General features: G+C 41.8%; 17 protein-coding genes, 1 other RNA gene and 1 pseudogene. All 19 read right to left on the bottom strand.

The window, feature by feature from the left end:
* A partial coding sequence (locus HMPREF2832_RS07035) for a C69 family dipeptidase (protein WP_148131357.1) occupies nucleotides 1-1,618 on the bottom strand: 1,618 nt, incomplete at its 3' end.
* Between the two features lie 450 nt (nucleotides 1,619-2,068).
* On the bottom strand, nucleotides 2,069-2,746 hold the full coding sequence (locus HMPREF2832_RS07030; protein WP_049497737.1) for a rhomboid family intramembrane serine protease: 678 nt from the start codon (nucleotides 2,744-2,746) through the stop codon (nucleotides 2,069-2,071).
* The gene (locus HMPREF2832_RS07025; protein ID WP_049497734.1) at nucleotides 2,730-3,269 is read right to left on the bottom strand and encodes a 5-formyltetrahydrofolate cyclo-ligase; all 540 of its coding nucleotides are present in this window, start codon (nucleotides 3,267-3,269) and stop codon (nucleotides 2,730-2,732) included. The genes HMPREF2832_RS07030 and HMPREF2832_RS07025 overlap by 17 nt, the downstream gene beginning before the upstream one ends.
* A 109-nt stretch (nucleotides 3,270-3,378) precedes the next feature.
* Nucleotides 3,379-4,512 carry an N-acetyldiaminopimelate deacetylase gene (locus HMPREF2832_RS07020; protein ID WP_049497731.1) on the bottom strand — a complete coding sequence of 378 codons (1,134 nt, stop codon included), beginning with the start codon at nucleotides 4,510-4,512 and terminating at the stop codon, nucleotides 3,379-3,381.
* A gap of 206 nt (nucleotides 4,513-4,718) precedes the next feature.
* Nucleotides 4,719-5,417 (bottom strand): 2,3,4,5-tetrahydropyridine-2,6-dicarboxylate N-acetyltransferase, encoded by a 699-nt coding sequence (dapD, locus tag HMPREF2832_RS07015; protein WP_049497728.1) that lies wholly within the window; start codon nucleotides 5,415-5,417, stop codon nucleotides 4,719-4,721.
* A 65-nt stretch (nucleotides 5,418-5,482) separates the two neighbouring features.
* On the bottom strand, nucleotides 5,483-6,403 hold the full coding sequence (locus HMPREF2832_RS07010) for a hypothetical protein (RefSeq protein ID WP_070506141.1): 921 nt from the start codon (nucleotides 6,401-6,403) through the stop codon (nucleotides 5,483-5,485).
* A 14-nt stretch (nucleotides 6,404-6,417) separates the two neighbouring features.
* Nucleotides 6,418-7,107 carry a hypothetical protein gene (locus tag HMPREF2832_RS07005; protein WP_049497727.1) on the bottom strand — a complete coding sequence of 230 codons (690 nt, stop codon included), beginning with the start codon at nucleotides 7,105-7,107 and terminating at the stop codon, nucleotides 6,418-6,420.
* Nucleotides 7,108-7,112: 5 nt separating this feature from the next.
* Nucleotides 7,113-7,820: a hypothetical protein gene (locus HMPREF2832_RS07000; protein ID WP_049497726.1), complete on the bottom strand. Its 708-nt coding sequence runs from the start codon at nucleotides 7,818-7,820 to the stop codon at nucleotides 7,113-7,115.
* 108 nt (nucleotides 7,821-7,928) lie between these two features.
* Nucleotides 7,929-9,017, bottom strand: a complete 1,089-nt coding sequence (locus HMPREF2832_RS06995) for a hypothetical protein (protein WP_070506139.1) — start codon at nucleotides 9,015-9,017, stop codon at nucleotides 7,929-7,931.
* A 276-nt stretch (nucleotides 9,018-9,293) separates the two neighbouring features.
* Nucleotides 9,294-9,770, bottom strand: a pseudogene (gene pgi, locus HMPREF2832_RS06990) (glucose-6-phosphate isomerase); the annotation flags it as partial.
* Between the two features lie 440 nt (nucleotides 9,771-10,210).
* Nucleotides 10,211-10,582 carry a PTS glucitol/sorbitol transporter subunit IIA gene (locus HMPREF2832_RS06980; RefSeq protein WP_008808177.1) on the bottom strand — a complete coding sequence of 124 codons (372 nt, stop codon included), beginning with the start codon at nucleotides 10,580-10,582 and terminating at the stop codon, nucleotides 10,211-10,213.
* A 98-nt stretch (nucleotides 10,583-10,680) separates the two neighbouring features.
* Nucleotides 10,681-11,661: a PTS glucitol/sorbitol transporter subunit IIB gene (locus HMPREF2832_RS06975; RefSeq protein WP_020992831.1), complete on the bottom strand. Its 981-nt coding sequence runs from the start codon at nucleotides 11,659-11,661 to the stop codon at nucleotides 10,681-10,683.
* A 13-nt stretch (nucleotides 11,662-11,674) separates the two neighbouring features.
* Entirely contained in the window at nucleotides 11,675-12,220 is a 546-nt protein-coding gene (locus HMPREF2832_RS06970) for a PTS glucitol/sorbitol transporter subunit IIC (RefSeq protein WP_001015684.1), read from the bottom strand.
* Nucleotides 12,217-12,714, bottom strand: a complete 498-nt coding sequence (locus HMPREF2832_RS06965; RefSeq protein WP_001086645.1) for a transcriptional regulator GutM — start codon at nucleotides 12,712-12,714, stop codon at nucleotides 12,217-12,219. The genes HMPREF2832_RS06970 and HMPREF2832_RS06965 overlap by 4 nt, the downstream gene beginning before the upstream one ends.
* Nucleotides 12,714-14,540: a BglG family transcription antiterminator gene (locus HMPREF2832_RS06960; RefSeq protein WP_080981318.1), complete on the bottom strand. Its 1,827-nt coding sequence runs from the start codon at nucleotides 14,538-14,540 to the stop codon at nucleotides 12,714-12,716. The genes HMPREF2832_RS06965 and HMPREF2832_RS06960 overlap by 1 nt, the downstream gene beginning before the upstream one ends.
* A gap of 62 nt (nucleotides 14,541-14,602) precedes the next feature.
* On the bottom strand, nucleotides 14,603-15,403 hold the full coding sequence (locus HMPREF2832_RS06955) for an SDR family oxidoreductase (RefSeq protein ID WP_001000837.1): 801 nt from the start codon (nucleotides 15,401-15,403) through the stop codon (nucleotides 14,603-14,605).
* Nucleotides 15,404-15,589: 186 nt separating this feature from the next.
* Nucleotides 15,590-16,939 (bottom strand): glucose-6-phosphate isomerase, encoded by a 1,350-nt coding sequence (locus tag HMPREF2832_RS06950; RefSeq protein ID WP_008808173.1) that lies wholly within the window; start codon nucleotides 16,937-16,939, stop codon nucleotides 15,590-15,592.
* A gap of 485 nt (nucleotides 16,940-17,424) precedes the next feature.
* Nucleotides 17,425-17,523: signal recognition particle sRNA small type (ffs, locus tag HMPREF2832_RS06945), an RNA gene on the bottom strand.
* Between the two features lie 32 nt (nucleotides 17,524-17,555).
* Complete coding sequence (tadA, locus tag HMPREF2832_RS06940) at nucleotides 17,556-18,023, bottom strand: tRNA adenosine(34) deaminase TadA (protein ID WP_186823070.1); 468 nt, start codon at nucleotides 18,021-18,023, stop codon at nucleotides 17,556-17,558.
* Nucleotides 18,024-18,248: the final 225 nt, after the last annotated feature.

The raw sequence follows: 18,248 nt of genomic DNA, 5'->3' as shown, positions 1-18,248 counted from the left end.
TTTCTTCCTTGCTTGGTTCTGTACTTGACTCTGTTGGATCCTTGTAGTCATCTGGTAAAGATGCACGGTATGGATCATCTGTACGACCTGCTTCTTTAAGAGTTGCAGATAATTCAGACTCATATTGCTTGAATTGTTTGAAGAGACGTTCAGACCGAGCTAAAGCATCCTCAGTCACTTTATCTTCAACTGCTTTTGCTGCAGCTTCATCAGCTTTCAAGGCTGCATATTTGCTATCACTAACCTTCTGTTCAATGATCAATTGTTCTTCGAGAGCTTTCCAGTGATTTTGAATCGATTTTCCAAAGAGGTCTTGATTATTGATGGCCATCTGGTCAATATGCCATACTGTCCAATACCATGAATTCGGATCATAGGTAGCAGTTTGAGGTTTGAAAGCTTTATAGGTATCTTTTACATTTCCATAGAATGGAACATAAGGAGTGTTCCGAGATGGTCCCATACCAAGCCATAAAGTACCACCAAATGATTTTGGAAGGTTTGGATTGATTTGGTAGACATGGGCATCGATGACGTTTTCGTTTCCTAAAGCATACTTGTATTGGTCTTTCCGAACAGTATCGTTGCTACCATCGTCACCTTGTTTCTTAACACCGATTTGATCATCTGGTACAAAGCGTCCATTCAAGTGTTCAAAACGGTTCCGTTGCAAGGCAAAAGCATCTTCCAAGGTGTATTTTTTGTTTGGATCGGTTGGTGAACGGAAGAGCTCATACTCATCATCCTCATAAGTGACTTTAGAGTCTGGATCTAGCAAGGTGATTCCTGCATAGGTCCGTGAGCGGTCTCCTTCAGCATATTTTTCTGGTCCATAAGATTTAGCGATATGGAAGTTGCCATCTTTGTCTGTCTTGTAGTTACCAGATTCCTTGGCTACTTTTTCGACATCTTTAGAGGCAATGACATTTTCAGTGTCATTCAAATCAACATGACCTAGGTAGTAGGTATTTGCAAAGACTGCATATTTATCTTCTGGCACCTTCACCGCTACATATTGGTGGCCAGAAAGAATTTCCATATACCAAGTTTCATTTTGGTCTGCAAAGACGACCACATTCCCTTCAGCTGAACCTTTTTCTTCGATGACTTTAGCCAGTAATTCAACTCCTTCACGAGCTGACTTAACGCGTGGTAACACTACGTCCAACATAGCAGCTTCTGGAATTCCGTTTTCTGTCAATGGGTCCGTCTTCAAGACTTTCTTATTCGGGATAGCTGTTACTGTCGCAGTCATGGATACACCGGCTTCATTAAATCCATGTTCACCAAAAGCACCGTTACTACCGTCACCACGAGCAGAGTCATAGGTCGCTGTGTATTTCATTTCATTGGCAGCATGCGGGTAGGTGAATCCGTTAGATTCATCCTCGATCTGATCTCCCTCGTTATAGGTCTTAGCATCGACCACAACATAGTTTTTGTTGTGTTTTCCACCATTTGGATAATAAGGGTAGTCCTCTGTCCGACCAAAGAGAGTGGTCCCATCCTTGGTCAACTGGCGACCAATGATAAATCCACAGCAGGCCTGAACGGCTTGAATTGGTAGGAGTAAGAACGTCATCGCTATCAAAGCTAGTTTAAACAACCATTTCTTCATGGCAAATCTCCTTTATGTTTGAATGTTCCTTTATAGAAAAAGGGAGCATCCCCTATTTTTTATACCTTAAGTCTATCTTTTTTTCACCTCTTTTGCAAGCGCTTTCTATTTTGTGTTTTTATACCTTTTTACCCATGATTACCTTCTCTATGGGCCTACCAATAGTGGGTTCACTCGGCTCCTGCAAGTATATTATAATAAATATATACAATTCTTTGCATTTCAAACAATTTTCTGTTAGTTTACGATTTCGCTACATTTTTTAGAAAAAAAGAGGCTGGGACAAAAGTCCTGGCCTCTCAATTGTTTTTGGACTGTCGAGCAAGACGCAGTGGTTGAGTGGGATATACTACGCTGATTTCATCAGCTTTTACAGCCTTACTCAACTGTGCGGAGGTGGGACAACGAAATCGAATTCTAACGAATTACCGATTTCTGTCCCACTCTCTCTTAAAATAGATTCAAGATTTTACCTAAGAAATAAAGCAAAAGCAAGAGATAAGATAAGGCTGCACTCATCTGATAGGTTCGGTTCATAAAGCGAGCCTCTCCTCTTACAGGAAAGACATAAGCCAACATGACCCCAGCTACTAAGCCACCAATGTGGCCCGCCATACTGATGTCTGGCATAAAACTAAAGATCAGATTGACCACAATCAAGCTGGTATAGGACTGACTCAAGTGGCGAATATAGGGACTTTGAACAATAAAGCGCAGAGCGCCAATGGTCCCAAATAGTCCAAAGAGGGCTGTAGATGCGCCTGCTGCAATCACATCTGGCGTAAAAATAGCAACAAAGACATTGCCCATCATGCCTGATAAGAGATAAAGAGCTAAGAAAGCCTTGGAACCAAAGAGATCTTCTGCCAAACGTCCCAAGTAATAGAGGGTGATCATATTGAGCACAAAATGTTCTAGGCCGATATGAACAAAAGTAGCTGTCACTATTCGCCATAACTGGCTAGGATCGACTTTCACAGCCTCTCCAATAATACCACCGCTATAGTAAATAGCAGCACCCGTTTGGTAGTCACCTCCAAATCGGATAAACATGGAAAGAAAGACTGCTGTTGTGACGAGCAACAAGAGGCTGGTCACAGGATAACGACGATCAAAGAGTAACTTCATAGACTAGCACCTCCTGAACGGCCTGATCAAAAACATCTGGTTGGAACTCCTTCTGCTGGATGGAATAAATCGTACTCACCGTCTTCCCAGTATAATCGGCTAAATAACGATCATAATAGCCACCACCATAGCCAATTCGGTAGCCTTTTGACTGGAAGACCAAGCCTGGTACATGGATCAGATCAATCTCTGACTTATCCACAAGCTTTCCTTTTTCATTGGGCTCCAGCAAACCAAAGCGTGTCTTTTCCAAAATATTAGGATCGTATTCCACAAATTCCATCCGACCTTGTGGATAGGTACGGGGAACACAGACACGTTTCCCAAGTTGAAGAGCGGCTTGGATCAAGCCAGCTGTGGAAAATTCGTGGCCAAAGGACAGATAGGTCGCAAGGGTCTTTGCCTCCTGAAAGGCTGGAAGCTCCAAGAGACGTTGAGTGAGCTGTTCATCTGCTTGAGTTTTCACGGATTCTGGCAGCTCTTTCATGGCTGCTATGGTTTCTTTTCGTAGTGTTTTCTTCATTCCCTACTCCTTTTGTCTAGCTTTAATTGTATCATTTTTTATGAAACATCCGAACAGTTTGCACACGAGAAAATAAAAATCCAACTCCAGACGGAGTTGAATCAATCCCTTATTGATTGGCTTTCATTTTCAAAAAATTACCAATGTTTTCCACAGCAAAGGGAAGGGCAGCCTCATTTGGGCTCATCTTCGGATGGTGCAGGGCATAAGGGGTATCAATCCCCAGCCAGAACATGACACCAGGGACCTTGCTCAAGAGAAAGCCGAAGTCTTCTCCTGTCATCGCAGGCAGGATATCAATCAGGTTCACGTCTTCCTCAGCTGTGAAAAAGTCCATGAGTTCTTTAGCCAATTCTGGTTGGTTTTCCACAGGCAGGTAACCTCCTTGCTTGAGTTCCAGATCTAATTCTACATCAAAAGCGGCTGCAACCCCTTCCGCAATCGTTTTGACCCGTTTTTGAGTCAGGAGGTTCATCTCCATGGTCAAGGTCCGGATGGTCCCATGAAGGAAGGCCGTCTCAGCGATCACATTATTGGTGGTTCCTGCATGCATGGAACCAAAGGTCACCACAGCACCTTCAATTGGATCGACATTTCGACTCACTACCGATTGGACTTGGGTAATGAAGTAAGAAGCTGCTACAAGAGCATCATTAGCTTCATGTGGAAAGGCAGCATGCCCTCCCTTTCCTGTAAAGGTGATCTTGACTTCACAGGTCCCTGCAAAAAGGGTACCCGTATTGGTCGCAATGTCTCCCACCTTCAAATCAGGGCGCACATGCAGACCATAAAATTCATCAGGGAGCCAGTCGCCAAAAGCATCGTCCTTATACATGAGCATCCCACCAGCCTCATTTTCTTCAGCTGGTTGGAAGAGAAAGAGCAGGTTATTTTTTGGTTGCACTTGGACCAGTTGATCCAAAAGCCCGAGGGCTGTTGTCATGTGCATATCATGACCACAAGCATGCATCCGTCCTTCATGCTTAGAGGCAAAATCAAGGCCCGTTTGTTCCACAATCGGTAAACCATCTATATCTGTCCGCCAACCAATGGTTTTTTCAGGTGCAGCCCCATGGAGATACACCAGGATCCCGGTCCGCCAAGTCCGTTGCTCTACAAAATCCTTGCCTGCTGTGATCTCTGCGATTCGTTCTAAGAGGTAGGATTGGGTTTCAAATTCTTCCAATCCAATTTCAGGGATTTGGTGCAAATCCCGTCTGATTTTGATTAAGTCCAATGTCATCGTTGTCTTCTTTCTATTAGAAGAGGCTGAGACAAAAGTCTTGGCCTCTCAATTGTTTTTGGACTGTCGAGCAAGACGCAGTGGTTTAGTGGGATATACTACGCTGATTTCATCAGCTTTTACAGCCTTACTCAACTGTGCGGAGGTGGGACAACGAAATCGAATTCTAACGAATTACCGATTTCTGTTCCACTCTCATTTCTATCTTACAAATTGCGCAAAGCGTCTTCAAGTGCTGTTTTTTGTTGTGTTTTTTCGTCAATTTCCTTGATGATGCGAGCTGGAACACCAGCTACAACCACATTTTCAGGGACATCTTGAGTAACGATCGCTCCAGCGGCAACGACTGAACCGTTTCCAACTTGAACTCCTTCAATCACAACAGCGTTGGCACCGACCAAGACATTGTCACCAATCCGGACAGGCTCAGCAGAAGCTGGCTCAATGACTCCCGCAAGAACGGCACCCGCACCAATATGGCTGTTTTTACCAACAGTAGCACGACCACCAAGAATAGCCCCCATATCAATCATGGTTCCTGCACCGATTTCAGCACCGATATTGATGACAGCACCCATCATGACAACCGCATTGTCTTCGATGGTTACTTGGTCACGGATAATAGCGCCTGGTTCAATACGCGCATTTAGGTAGCGTTTATCCAGTAATGGGACAGCTGAGTTACGGCCATCTTGTTCTACCACATAATCCTTGTTTTCAGTCAAATTCGCAAGAAGGGGCTCGATATCTTTCCAGTCACCGAACAAAACATTGCCAAGCTTGGTAACAGAAGTAGGAACAGCTGTTGCCAATTCCCCTTCAAAGGTTACTTTCACATTGGTTTTCTTTTCTGCATTCCCGATAAAAGCGATAATTTCTTGTGCAGACATTTTTTGTGCAGTCATGAGATTCTCCATTCATTTCAATTAAAGGTATCCATATTATACCACAATCCTAGTGAGATGAACACCTAAGGCGCCGTGGAAGCTGATGTCGCTGGATCTTCTAGGCCCTTTATTTCACTGATAGTCCGATTCCCTCCAAAGTGAATAATGACGGAGCGCGAATCAGAAAGCTTATAGTAAAAGGTTAAGAAGAACTCTGAACCCAGCATACTCGACCAAGAAACACTGCTAGGAATTCCTACTGTATTCACAAGATCTGAATAGCTCGTTCCTATTTTCATATTGGCAAAATCTTCTCTGTTTAAGCTACCATTTTTATTGGCTAATCGCTCACTGTTTAAGTTTTTAAAATCAAGAGAAGATAAACGATCAACACCAATTTTTGAAAGTAAAACGGTTACGGAAGAAGGGGACCCTTCAGCCTCATAATCCAAGCTTGTCATGAAAGGACCGACACTACCCTCTTGGTAGGTTTCTTCCCCACTACTAGCCTTGCCCAGTACAGCTACCACATCCTGCGGAGACAGATAAGTTGAAGAGGTACGGCCTTGATCCCCCTCACTTAAACCAGGAATCAGGGAAATCGCCTTCTCATAGGTCACTTGAAACTGAAATTCCCCCTCCGGAGCAATCAAGGTACTCGTACCACTCTTCAAGGTTTCCTTTCTGGTTCCATAAGACCGGCCAGGACTTCCGTATTCACTAGTAGTAGAAGAAGGATGTTCCTCACTATGGATACCTCCTGAAGCCAGATAGGCAAATAATCCCAGCATGGCCAATAATCCAAAAAAGGCTGCCAGCGAAGACCCTCCACTATTAGAGGAAGGAGTGTAGGTTTTCGCCCTATCCGATTGGGAGTCTAGTACCGTTTGCCTTGGTTCTGAATGCCTGCCTCCCCCTATTGAAGCCAGATCGGCTTCTGAAATCAAGCGACTCCCACCCTGGTGAGAAGAAGTTGCCTTGATGTCTGTCCGTTGATCGTCCAATGATGTCTCCCTTCTTATACCAACACTAATTTCTTGCCTTTTTTCTTGAATTCCATTACCACTTCTGACTGCCCTGGTAGCTGGTAAGTCGCGCGATACCCCATTCCGCCATCTGACACTTCCCCCCAGATTAAGCGTTGAGGATTTCCTAGTTTCTTAATAAGCTGGGCGAATTCTGCACCTTTGTGCTCTTTTTCAGTAATGATTTCTTTCTCACTGCTTGTCTTCTCTTTTGCGTCCAACAAATTCGTCGCATCCACCATCGTCAAGCGATACCCCTGGTCTTTCTCTTCTTCAAACCACAAGTTCACACTTTTCTTCCCCTGATCGGTTTGCTTAGCTGCATAAGTCAAGACAAGAACGGTTTGTTCCCCTTGAGCTGTCTTTGTGTAGCGAACTTTTTGTGCTTTTCCCCATTCAGTCACAACTGTTTCCAAGCGGGTTCCTAGTTGCTGACTCTGCTTAAGACGGACTTTCAAATTCACCACAGCTTCGATGGTCCATTGAAAATGCTTGATTTCTTGATCGTTGCTTACCAAATTCTTGTAATCCTTTGGTTGAAAACGGGAAAGCGTTTGGTCCTCCTTGGTATCGGTTCCCTGCTCCTGTACCTGGATGCTTGCAATCGCAAGTAACAACCCTAAAACAAAACACAAAAACGGCAGCAAGAGTTCTTTTCGATTTTTTTTCATCCACTCGATCATGTGCTTCACCCCTTCTTCGTCAAACGATACTGACCACTCTGGTCGCGTTCAAAGGTCAAAGAGACCAATCCATCTGTCACCTGATAAGACAAGGCTAAAACTTGCTTGTCCTTTACAGAGGTCAAACTAAGAGAATTGGGAAGACCTGATTTTTTCAAGACTTCTTCTACTGCCGTTCCCTTTTCCTTTTTCCCATCTAGAGTCTGATAGCCTGTAAAATCTGCCTGTTTTAAGTCCTTTTTGCTCTGATAGTGAGACGACTTTGGTGCAAATCCTTGAATCGAGCTCAAATAAAAATCATCATCCTGCTTTTGAAATTCTATGGTATAAGGATAGAGCCCCTTCACAGAAGCCCCATAGCCTAACTGGACTTGTGCTCCAAAACTCGTATCTTCTTGTGTAAAGCTCGCTGCTTTTCCAAATTTTTTGACGAATGCAGACAAAGTCACCCAACTTTTTTGTACCTTTCCTTCTCCCCTTGCAAGCTCTAATGACAACAAGTCTTCTAGAGCCGGCTCTTTTGAAGAAGGAGCGACAAATTGTTGGCTTGCTTCTTGCATTCGAGATAGGCTCAGCAAACGGTCTTTTGGTAAGGTTTTAACCGGATGAATCATAAACACCAAGCAAGCCCCAACGACAAAAGCTAGCAAAGCCCCTGCAGCTTTTTGGAGGATCCGCTTATGATGTTCTATCCACTGTTTCATTTCTTCCATCCTTAATGCTCTTTCTATTCAAACTCCTTCTATTGTATAGAAAATTAGCGTATTTGTCTCGTCTTATCCCAAAAAAGAGGCGCTTGCCTCTTTCTTTTATTCATTGATTTAGTAGCTGTCTTTACTACTCAAGAGGAAATCTCCATTTTCTTGGCGAATAAAGGTCAAATCTACATAGTCCCCGTTTTTCTTTTGGAAGTCCATGACCAATTCTATCTTGTCTGAATCATCAGATGAACTCACCGTCAGATTGACTGCATCACCGTATTTTTTTAAAAGCTCTTTGTAAGAGGTCCCTCCAGCACCGGTCTCACTATCTCCAACCTTGAACCCATCTGCGAAGTTATCCTCAACCGTAAGATTTTTCCCAAATTGATTAAATTCAAATTTGACAAGCTGAAATTCTTTTCCTTTCTTAGAGTAGGTCGCTTTGACCTCTTTATTATAAGAGTTATCATCCCAGAATAATTTCAATTCTCCACTTTCAAATTGAACGGAGCTAGCTTTCCCATAAGCTTCAATCATTTCCTCAGGAGTCTCCCCAGCATCCTTTCTAGTCAAAAACTGAAGTTGTTCGATATCAGATTGTTCCCAGCTAAAATCAGCTTCCGCATCTTCAGAAGTCAATTGCTCCAAATCGATATTGGAAGAAGAACCAGACTGGTTACCTGACCAAGAAGTCTGCTTTCTAGATGATGACGTGCTAGGGCTAGCATGACCAATCAAATAGCCACTGACTCCACCGATAAGAATCCCAACTAAAATCCCAAGGGCAAAACGAATCGCCTTCTTGTCTGCAGTATCCATCGGTCTTCCAACAGGAGAAAGAGGAGCTTGTGGAATAGGTGTCTCAGGAACAGGCACTGTTTGCGGACCAATTGGTTGAGCTGCCATGTTTTGAGGAGCTTGAGGCGCAGGCTGGAATGGAGGAGTCGATTGGGGAGCAGCAACTACATCCCGATGTTCTCCAACAGTTGCTTCATCCACCTTTGGAGGCTCCACTGTTTCTGAAATAACTGGCTCGTCTGCTTCTTCTTTCATTGCTTTCGTCTCCGTCACTGAAAGGCCACTAGCTTCTGGAACGACCAAGTCTTCGGCTTCTTCTTTTGGGACAAAGGCTGGCGCAGCCACATCAAATTGAGGCGCACCCTCTACGGGAGTATGTTTCATAAATTGTTCTTGATCTTTCTCGGACATTTCGAATTCTCCTTTTTATTCTTCTCTTCTACTATAACATAAAACCAAGCAAGGACCAACTCCTGTCTTGATAGACTAAAAAAGATCGGAGAGATATCCGACCTTTTAGAAACTTATCTTAAAATTTCTTGCGAAGGGAGACAATAGCAATCAGTTAACCATATGATTGAGAAACATAACTAGATCGTGTTTTTATAATTGATTCCAGGGGACAAAAATATGAGTTTGTTTAGCAAGTAAAAAAACGACCTCTTGCGAGATCGTTTTGTCTATTGATTAAAGACGAGCGTTGAGTTCTGCTCCAAGTTCTTCAAATCCTGGTTTACCAAGAAGGGCAAACATATTTTTCTTGTAGGCTTCAACACCTGGTTGGTCAAATGGGTTGATCGCGTTCAAGTAACCTGAAAGGGCGATGGCCAACTCGAAGAAGTAGATGGCATAACCAAGAGTGAAGGCATCTTGCTCAGGAAGAGTTACGTACATGTTTGGCACGTCACCGTCTGTGTGGGCAAGAAGAACACCGTCAGTTGCTTTTTTGTTTACAAAGTCAACGTCTTTCCCTTGAAGGTAACCAAGTCCATCAAGGTCTTCTTCCAATGTAGGGATGATCACGTTCTTACGTGGTTTGTCCACACGGACAACTGTTTCAAACATGATACGAGTTCCTTCTTGGATAAATTGACCCAATGAGTGCAAGTCTGTTGAGAAGTTTGCTGAAGTTGGGTAAATACCTTTTTGGTCTTTTCCTTCTGTTCAGGCACACCTTATGGATGCATCTGCTGGAAATTCCCTTGCACTGGCTGGCTAGTTTGATTGACTTCAAGCTCTTTGCGCTTGACCTTGACCGTCTTTTTCTGGCATGCTTTTATCCTTATAAATTTTGTTGATTTGTCATATTGCGAAAACATTGAAAAACAATGACAAATTTTACAATATTAAAACATAAATTATTTTCCCTATCAAAAAGGGAGTGGGAAAGAACTTCAAACAAGTTAAAAAGTTCATCTTCCCACCCCCGCACAGTTGATCAGGCAATCTTTGGGGCTTAAAAAGCGAAGGAAGATGCCAATCAACCACCGCGTCATCTATTTTTTCTAATTTAGACCCAGAAGCCTGGACTTTTTGTCCAAGCTCTGAATCAATTTTTTTGACTTTTATGTTTCTAAATTGCTTGATTTTAAATTTTGTTATGGTCAAGCAGTTTCGAAAATCTGAATGGTAGAGTCCTTTTCAATTACTACTGCTTGGTCTGCTGCAACATGGAGAGTGCCCGGCAGGCTGCCCTCTTTTGAACCATCAAAAGAAATCGTGATATGGCCCAGTCCAGTTAAATTTTTTTCTACTACATTTCCTACGGCAGTAATCGAATATTCCTGACTATCTACCACCAGCTTTCCACCTTCTAGTATTGCACCTAGAAGATTTTTGTTATCGATTTTAAAACAATACTCTGCTAAGTCTTCCGGAGCTTCTTCTCCAAACAAAATGAGCATATTGGCATCTTGAATCATATTCTGAGCTTCAGGCCCCACTTGAATTACTTTAGCTTCAAAAATTTTCTTCATCTAATTCCTATTCATCCTTTCTCAAATCTGTCATAAACTTATGCTTATAGATAAGTTTAACATAATAGTTGCTATGTTTACGTGCATCTATCAAAGGTTTACTGATAAAGGCCAATACTAGCTATCCAAGCTACTAGCACCCGCGGAACACCATTGAGAAAGCGTGAATAAAGCACAGAAGGGACACCAACCTCAACTGTTTCAGCCTTGGCTTCAGATAGACCGAGTGCTACAGGAATGAAATCACAACCGTTTTGAGTGTTGATAGCAAATATAGCTGGCAGAGCCATTTGGGGCGGAATATTCCCTTTGCCGATTTCAACTCCAATTAAGGTTCCAATAATCTGACTGATAACAGCTCCGGGGCCTAACAAAGGAGATAGGAATGGCAAGGAACAGATAAAGCCAATCAAAATGAGTCCCCAGATGTTCCCAGCTAGGGGAACCATTAATTTTGCCAGCCAATTTCCAACACCTGAACCTTGAATAACCCCAATCAGCAAGGAAACAAAGGCCATGAAAGGAATGATCGTGTTGAGCATTGTTTGGATGGCTTCACGAGCAGCCTGGTTGAAAGTCGCAACGACCTTCCCAGCGCCCATCCCAATTCTTGCTACAATACTTGTTTCAGCTTTTTGCTCTGTAATTTTTTTACTAGTATCGTAAGTTGGCTTTTCTGTTACCACAGTTGTCGCTTTTTCGTCTTCATTAGCAGCAGAAATTTGATTAAGGCCAACTGCTGACACATAGATTTCCTCGGTTATATATTGAGCTAGAGGCCCACTTTTCCCTGTAGCTACAATATTTATTGTAGGGATCCCCTTTTTAGGATAAATACCACAGCGAAGAGTACCGCCACAATCCACGATTGCTAAAGCAATTTCCTCATCTGGGATAGAAGTTTTAAACCCATTAACAGCTTCCATACCGGTCAAATCAGCAATTTTATCCACAATATCTGGCTTTTCTCCTCCGCCAGTGATATAGATGAATTTATGCTTAGCTTCACTAGGTGTAATGACCAAAGGTCCTCCGAAACCGCCATTTCCTTTAACAACTTTTATACTCTTATATGACATAATTTCACTCTTTCTATAAATCAAATGTTTTACTCAAGGTAACACCTTGCTGTTTTGCTACATAAGCAGTTGTAAAATCGGTCACCCAACCGCCTACAAAGTTCATGACAAGCCCAACAAGCATGTAACGAATGGCTAAGTCCATTTGACTTAAACCTAAAGTTTGAATTCCTGTTGCAATTCCCATCCATACAAACAATTCCCCAGGATTGATATGCGGAAATACACCATTTGAAGTATGGCAGAACTGCATCTGAGCTGCTACAAAACTAGGTTTATAATATTCTGGTAAGAAACGTCCCATACTGATTGCCATCGGATTCCCCAGCATAAAGGCTGAAATGAAAGGTAAAATCATATACCGGCTAACAGGATTTTTGGCAGAAATCTTAGCCAGGGAATTGACCTTCTCTTCTCCCAAGAAAGCGATAAGGGTATTCATTGCAATCAATAGCATTAAGACAAGCGGTACAATATTTGTCATCCAGCTAATAAAGGTTTCTCCACCTAATTGGAAGAGTTTCATAAAACTCTCTGCAAAATTTGTAATGTGATTCATAAGGAACTCCCTTTCTTATTTTTTTTAAATAACTGTTTAATAGATAATTGTAAGTAATTCGCATAAAAGCCGAATCCCAGAAAAGAATCAGATGAACTTGTCTCTTTCTCAATACCTGCCTCATGCCAAAGATAGACTTTTCTAGCATCTTCTATGGCTGATTGCATCAACTTATTTTCTTTTCTCACAAGAGGATTATACTTGTCAAAATAATGGATGTCTTCTCCAACATAATCGTCCATATTTTGAAAACGTGCTAAGATTGTGACTCCTTGCATTTTGCTAGCTTTAAGAACCCGACCGTTTTCATCAACCGCGAACATGACAATCGTACCGGATTTGATTCTTCCGGACTTCCTGCCAATCGCTACGCGCCCCAGTCTTCGGAGCATCGTATAGGTCTTATTGAAGTCTTTGAGTTGCTGCCAGCCGAGGAACATTTGAAATATATAAGCTGCCATGACAAATACAGCGAAAATTATTAGCGAATTCATTAAAATACTCCTTTGCTCTTAGAAAATGATAGAAACTCTGTCTCTGTTTCTACAGCCCTCAAAGCTTCTTTTAGAGAAGGCTCTCCTGCAATTCGAAAAATGTCGTCATACAATTCCAGCAATTCACTCTCCATTTTGCTTTCAATTTCTGAGGGAATGGCGACTAGAAAGATAAATTCAATCCAATCATCTCCTTTTTGATAAGGCTCTTCTAGCTTTCCAAACATTAAAATAGTCTTTGCATAACCCTGGTTAATTGTATGGGGGAAGGCAATTCCTCCACCAAAAATGGTTGATTGTTTTTTCTCCCTATCAATTATCCGATTTCTAAAACCTTCATCAATCATCTGAAGTTTCTCTAACTCTGCAACCATATTTAGCAAGTATTGCTGATAGGTTTTTTGGGGACTCAACCGAAGAAAACGTAAGCTGACTGTTTCTAGATTTTTTTGATGAAAAGCATTGGCCCTCTGCCATTCTTCCCGCAGCCATTGATCATCAAAAAGATGATTAACTTGAATGACTGGAGATTTAGAATCTTTATATTTTAGAGGAACTGTCGTAAAAATCGCGAAATAGTCCTGATTCAAATCCAGATTAAAATCCTCTTCAGAATACTGAGTAATGTCTACATCATTTCCAAGGATTCGTCTGAGTTGCTGAATAATCATCGCAGCAGTTCCTCTTCCTGTTGTGCAAACTACTGCTATCTGCTTGCGAGAACCATTTACAACAGAGTTTTGCTTTCTTAAAATCATTTCAAAATACAAAGCCAGATATCCGATTTCAGATAATTCCAATTCAGAACCAAAAATTGCAGACAGTTCTTCTCCAGCAATTTTCGCCATTTCAAAAGCAAAAGGATATTGAGTTTGAACCTCGCCATGGAATATATCATTAGCTTGCACATGGAAAATCAGTCGATTGATTAAGGGGCCTAGATGAGACTTGATTTCTTCAAATAATTCTTCATCATCAAAGTTAACCAACATTGTTTCTTTGACTTTCTTGACAATCCCTTGAAAAATGTTTGCAAGCTGTTCAGATTGATAAGACGGCTTGCTTAAAGTGTCAATAAAACGGATATTAAACGGAAAACACAAAAAGTCTATTTCAAACTGACTGAGGGAAATCTTATAAGTCATCTCAATATGATAGATTAATTTTTCAACCAAAGGTGTCTCTGTTAAATCATTCCTATAGTAAGGAATAGGGCAACTCAACACCCTAGATGCATAAATACGCTCCACCATAATTGAAATTGTCTTTCGAAGAAGTTCCTTTGTTTCTTTCGGGATTTTATACTCCTGGAGTAGCGTCTCCAGAAAAGAAGATGTTGCCTCGGTGAGTGTCTTTCCTTCAAAGTAAGGGGCCACTTGGTGAATATAGAGCAAGCGCAAATTCAGCTCGGACCCCAAGACCTCCAGCCCACGGTTGGGCTTTCCTGAAATAGTGATAGAGTAACTCTCTGCCAAAGATTTTACTTGTTTTAAATCCTTATTAAGGGTACTTCTACTAACACCTGCCTCCTCAGCCAAGTCGTCAATAAGAAGAGGGGAGGTTGACTTAATTAAACGTTTTAGTAAATAGGCAATTCTTTTACTGGAAGAATTGAAGTCACTCTCCCGTTTTAAACTACCAGATAAAATCCTTTCCAACTCAGTATAGTCATACACCTCTAACATTAACTTATCATCTTGTGAGATAATCTGGATACTCGGAGCCAAAACATCATTTAATTGTTGGATACTCTTTTGCAAGGTTTGCATACTAATATCCAGCTCTGAGCGCATATCTACCAAGGAATAAGTTGGCTGTGAGACCATTTTTTCTAAAATGTTATACCATCGATTTACTATGGTCAACTCTCTTCCTCACCTTCATTTTTTTAACCGCGAGTTTTCCCCCCGGCAATATTTGTAGTGACTCCAGTTATATAGCTAGAACGGTCTGAAATATAGAATGCTACAAGGTCAGCTACTTCCCGTAGTTTACCACTTCGTCCCAAAGGAGTTGTTGAAGTTGAAGCATAACCAGCTCGAATATCTTCTACCGTCTTTCCACGGGTATAAGCAAGAGCTTCCTCATAAGAAAGAGTTCGAAGTCCCGTAGCTTCCATAATTCCTGGAGCAATTCCAACCACACGTACACCATGCTTACCCAGCTCTTTTGCCCATGAACGAGTGTAACTATAGACTGCTGCTTTTGTGGCAGCATAGGCACTTTGTCCTTCAGAACCTTCCAAGCCTGCTTCTGAAGCCATGTTCACAATTACACCTTTTCCATTTTTCACTAAAATACGTCCCACTGCCTGACTAACCAGATACAAACCTTTTTGATTAATCATCGTTACTTTTTCGAACGTCTCATCGTCCAATTCGTAAGGACCTTTAGGATTTTCTGCATCGATTAATAATCTAGGGATATTAATCCCTGCATTATTGACCACTGCATCAATATTGCCAAATCTTTCAACTATTTTGGCAACACCCTCTTCTACTTCAGAGCGAGAAGTTACATCAACTTTTACAAATAATAGATTTGGATGACGCAAATCGTTGTCGCTAAGATCGAAATTCGCTACATTGACACCTAATTCCAGCAATTCTTCAACGATTGCCTTACCGATCCCAGATGACGCGCCAGTCACAAGAACTGTTTTGCCTTTTATGTTTAACCAATCATTCATTTTGATACCTCTCAAATTTTATTTACAAGGCAATTATACAGCGCTTTCATAAAAGAATTAAGACACTCTTTTTTATACTGTTCAAAAAAATAATAAACTAATTATGAGGCTTGTACTAAAAAATCCACAAGAAATGAACTTGTGGATCTCTTTTTATACTCTAAATGAACTCAAGGCATATAAGAATCAAAGGCGTGCATTCAGCTCAGCACCCAGCTCTTCAAAGCCTGGTTTTCCAAGAAGGGCAAACATGTTTTTCTTATAAGCCTCAACTCCAGGCTGGTCAAATGGATTGATACCATTCAGGTAGCCAGAAAGAGCAATAGCCAACTCAAAGAAGTAAATAGTGTAGCCCAAAGTGAACTCATCTTGCTCAGGCAGTGTCACAAACATATTTGGAACTCCACCATCAGTGTGTGCTAACAGCACTCCATCTGTAGCTTTTTTATTGACAAAGTCAACATCTTTTCCTTGCAAGTAGCCAAGACCGTCCAAGTCTTCTGCCAATTCAGGAATCAGCACATTTTTGCGAGGTTTATCTACACGTACAACTGTTTCAAAGAGGATACGGGTACCTTCCTGGATAAATTGTCCCAGAGAGTGCAAGTCTGTTGAGAAGTTGGCTGAAGTTGGGTAAATCCCTTTTTGGTCTTTCCCTTCTGACTCACCAGCCAGTTGCTTCCACCACTCAGAGAAGTATTGTAGAGATGGTTCATAGTTAGCTAGAACTTCTGTCAGATAACCTTTACGGTACAAGATATTGCGTACAACTGCATATTGATATGCTTCATTTTCAGCCAACTTATCAGAAGCATAAGCCTTGCGAGCAGCATTTGCTCCTTCCATTAACTTGCTGATATCAGCCCCTGCAGCTGCGATTGGCAAGAGTCCCACTGCTGTCAATACTGTAAAACGACCACCTACACTATCAGGCACTACAAAAGTATCCCAGCCATTAGCATCTGCTTCAACCTTAACTGCACCTTTAGCGCGGTCTGTAGTTGCATAAATCCGTTTATTTGCTTCTTCCTGACCATACTTCTTAACCAAGAGTTCTTTGAAGACACGGAAAGCAATAGCAGGCTCTGTAGTCGTTCCTGACTTAGAAATAACGTTGACAGAGAAATCTTTGTCTGATACATAGTCTACCAAATCAGCCAAATAGCTTGAAGAAATAGAATTTCCAGCATAGAGGATTTGAGGTGCCTTGCGTTCTTCCTTGCTTTGTAGATTTACAAAAGAATTATTCAAGAAATCAATAGCTGCACGAGCTCCTAAATAGGAACCACCAATACCGATTACGATCAATACCTCACTATCAGATTGGATTTTAGCAGCAGCCTTTTGAATACGAGCAAATTCATCTTTGTCATATTCTTCAGGCAAGTTCAACCAGCCAGTCATTTCTGCCCCAGGACCTGTACCATTTCGCAGAGCAGAATCTGCAGCAGTCACTTGAGGCTGCATATAATCTAGTTCATGTGGTGCTACAAATTTATCTAACACCTTTGAGTAGTCAAATTTAATATGTGACATGTTTATCCTCCAATTGTTCTTTTCTTTTATGATAACGCTTTAAGAAAAAATAAGCAAGTGCTTTCACTATTTTAAAACGTTTACATTTTATATTCTATACTATTTTTCTAAATAAGCTAACCTTAGGACATAACCGAGAGCACTCGTTTGCGTAAGACAACAAATTTTAGGCCTATTGAGAAGAACAATTTTGATTGACAAGAAAACAAATACGCTTCTTAAGATTGGATGTCAGCTGAATTCATTTCAGGTCCGTTCAAACTAGATTCGCTGCTCCAATATTCATCTGCACCTTTTAGGCTTGATTCATTATACTTCGGAACCTAGTTCTCACTTTGTTCGAACTGCGTCAATGCACCTAAGTTCATCCGCGTCCGTTGGACTTGATTCACTAAGGGCTATCATAGGTTTACAGCTTTTTCCCTAGCGGGAAAAACTGCATCCATTGCTCTAGGATTCTTCTGCGTCCCTTGGACTTGACTCATCAAGAGCAATAGAAAAGAGCACACAGTTCACTTCGCTTAGGGCTGCTGGATTCCTCCCCTGACCCGCTTCACGCAGAACTGTTGCTCCAGTAATTAGTATAACACAAACTTTCTTTTTTGGCTAATTTTCTTTACTTTTTCCTGCGATTTCTGAAAAAGTTCTGCATAATCGCCGCACATTCTTCTTCTAAAAGGCCGCTTTCAACCTCTACGCGATGATTCAACCGCTCATCCGTCAGGATATCGTAGAGACTGCCCCCAGCACCGAATTTCTGGTTTTTCGCCCCATAGATTACCTTGGGAATGCGAGCCAGACCGATGGCGCCACTGCACATGACACAGGGCTCAATCGTGACAAAAAGCGTCGTATCCAGCAGGCGCCAGCTATTTTCACGCTGATTGGCCTCCTCGATCGCCATGATTTCCGCATGCATGACCGCCCGCTGCAGCTCCTCACGCGCATTATGTCCACGCCCGATAATCTGACCATCCTTGACCAAGACACAGCCAATCGGTATTTCATCATTGGCGAGGGCAATCTCCGCCTCCTTCAGGGCTTCCCTCATAAACATCGCTTTTTCCTCTATCGTGTAGTTCATCTCTTCCTTCTTCCTTTTAGTTTCTTTGTTCATTATACCATAGGCAGCTTACGACTCACAAAAAAAGCCGCCGATTGGGCGACTCTTATGGGAGATTATTATGAAAAAGTTTAGGAGGTTTAAACAAAGTTAGGAGGTCTTTGTTTATGATCTTAGTATATCTCAGAGGTCTTAAAGTAAGCTTAAGTAGCAAAAGAGAGTGGGACAGAAATCGGTAATTCGTTA

It is taken from the genome of Streptococcus sp. HMSC073D05, assembly GCF_001812015.1.
Taxonomy (GTDB): Bacteria; Bacillota; Bacilli; order Lactobacillales; family Streptococcaceae; genus Streptococcus; species Streptococcus parasanguinis_D.
This window is presented reverse-complemented; position numbering and strand designations above follow the sequence as displayed.

What these genes read in the sequence shown, in the direction of transcription:
- HMPREF2832_RS06950 (WP_008808173.1), bottom strand. Translation starts at nt 16,939, where the DNA reads ATGTCACATATTAAATTTGACTACTCAAAGGTGTTAGATAAATTTGTA.
- tadA (WP_186823070.1), bottom strand. Translation starts at nt 18,023, where the DNA reads ATGAACTACACGATAGAGGAAAAAGCGATGTTTATGAGGGAAGCCCTG.
- HMPREF2832_RS07020 (WP_049497731.1), bottom strand. Translation starts at nt 4,512, where the DNA reads ATGACATTGGACTTAATCAAAATCAGACGGGATTTGCACCAAATCCCT.
- HMPREF2832_RS07030 (WP_049497737.1), bottom strand. Translation starts at nt 2,746, where the DNA reads ATGAAGTTACTCTTTGATCGTCGTTATCCTGTGACCAGCCTCTTGTTG.
- HMPREF2832_RS06965 (WP_001086645.1), bottom strand. Translation starts at nt 12,714, where the DNA reads ATGAATTCGCTAATAATTTTCGCTGTATTTGTCATGGCAGCTTATATA.
- HMPREF2832_RS06975 (WP_020992831.1), bottom strand. Translation starts at nt 11,661, where the DNA reads ATGTCATATAAGAGTATAAAAGTTGTTAAAGGAAATGGCGGTTTCGGA.
- HMPREF2832_RS06960 (WP_080981318.1), bottom strand. Translation starts at nt 14,540, where the DNA reads ATGGTCTCACAGCCAACTTATTCCTTGGTAGATATGCGCTCAGAGCTG.
- HMPREF2832_RS07000 (WP_049497726.1), bottom strand. Translation starts at nt 7,820, where the DNA reads ATGGAAGAAATGAAACAGTGGATAGAACATCATAAGCGGATCCTCCAA.
- HMPREF2832_RS06955 (WP_001000837.1), bottom strand. Translation starts at nt 15,403, where the DNA reads ATGAATGATTGGTTAAACATAAAAGGCAAAACAGTTCTTGTGACTGGC.
- HMPREF2832_RS06995 (WP_070506139.1), bottom strand. Translation starts at nt 9,017, where the DNA reads ATGTCCGAGAAAGATCAAGAACAATTTATGAAACATACTCCCGTAGAG.
- HMPREF2832_RS06970 (WP_001015684.1), bottom strand. Translation starts at nt 12,220, where the DNA reads ATGAATCACATTACAAATTTTGCAGAGAGTTTTATGAAACTCTTCCAA.
- HMPREF2832_RS07025 (WP_049497734.1), bottom strand. Translation starts at nt 3,269, where the DNA reads ATGAAGAAAACACTACGAAAAGAAACCATAGCAGCCATGAAAGAGCTG.
- HMPREF2832_RS06980 (WP_008808177.1), bottom strand. Translation starts at nt 10,582, where the DNA reads ATGAAGAAAATTTTTGAAGCTAAAGTAATTCAAGTGGGGCCTGAAGCT.
- dapD (WP_049497728.1), bottom strand. Translation starts at nt 5,417, where the DNA reads ATGACTGCACAAAAAATGTCTGCACAAGAAATTATCGCTTTTATCGGG.
- HMPREF2832_RS07005 (WP_049497727.1), bottom strand. Translation starts at nt 7,107, where the DNA reads ATGATCGAGTGGATGAAAAAAAATCGAAAAGAACTCTTGCTGCCGTTT.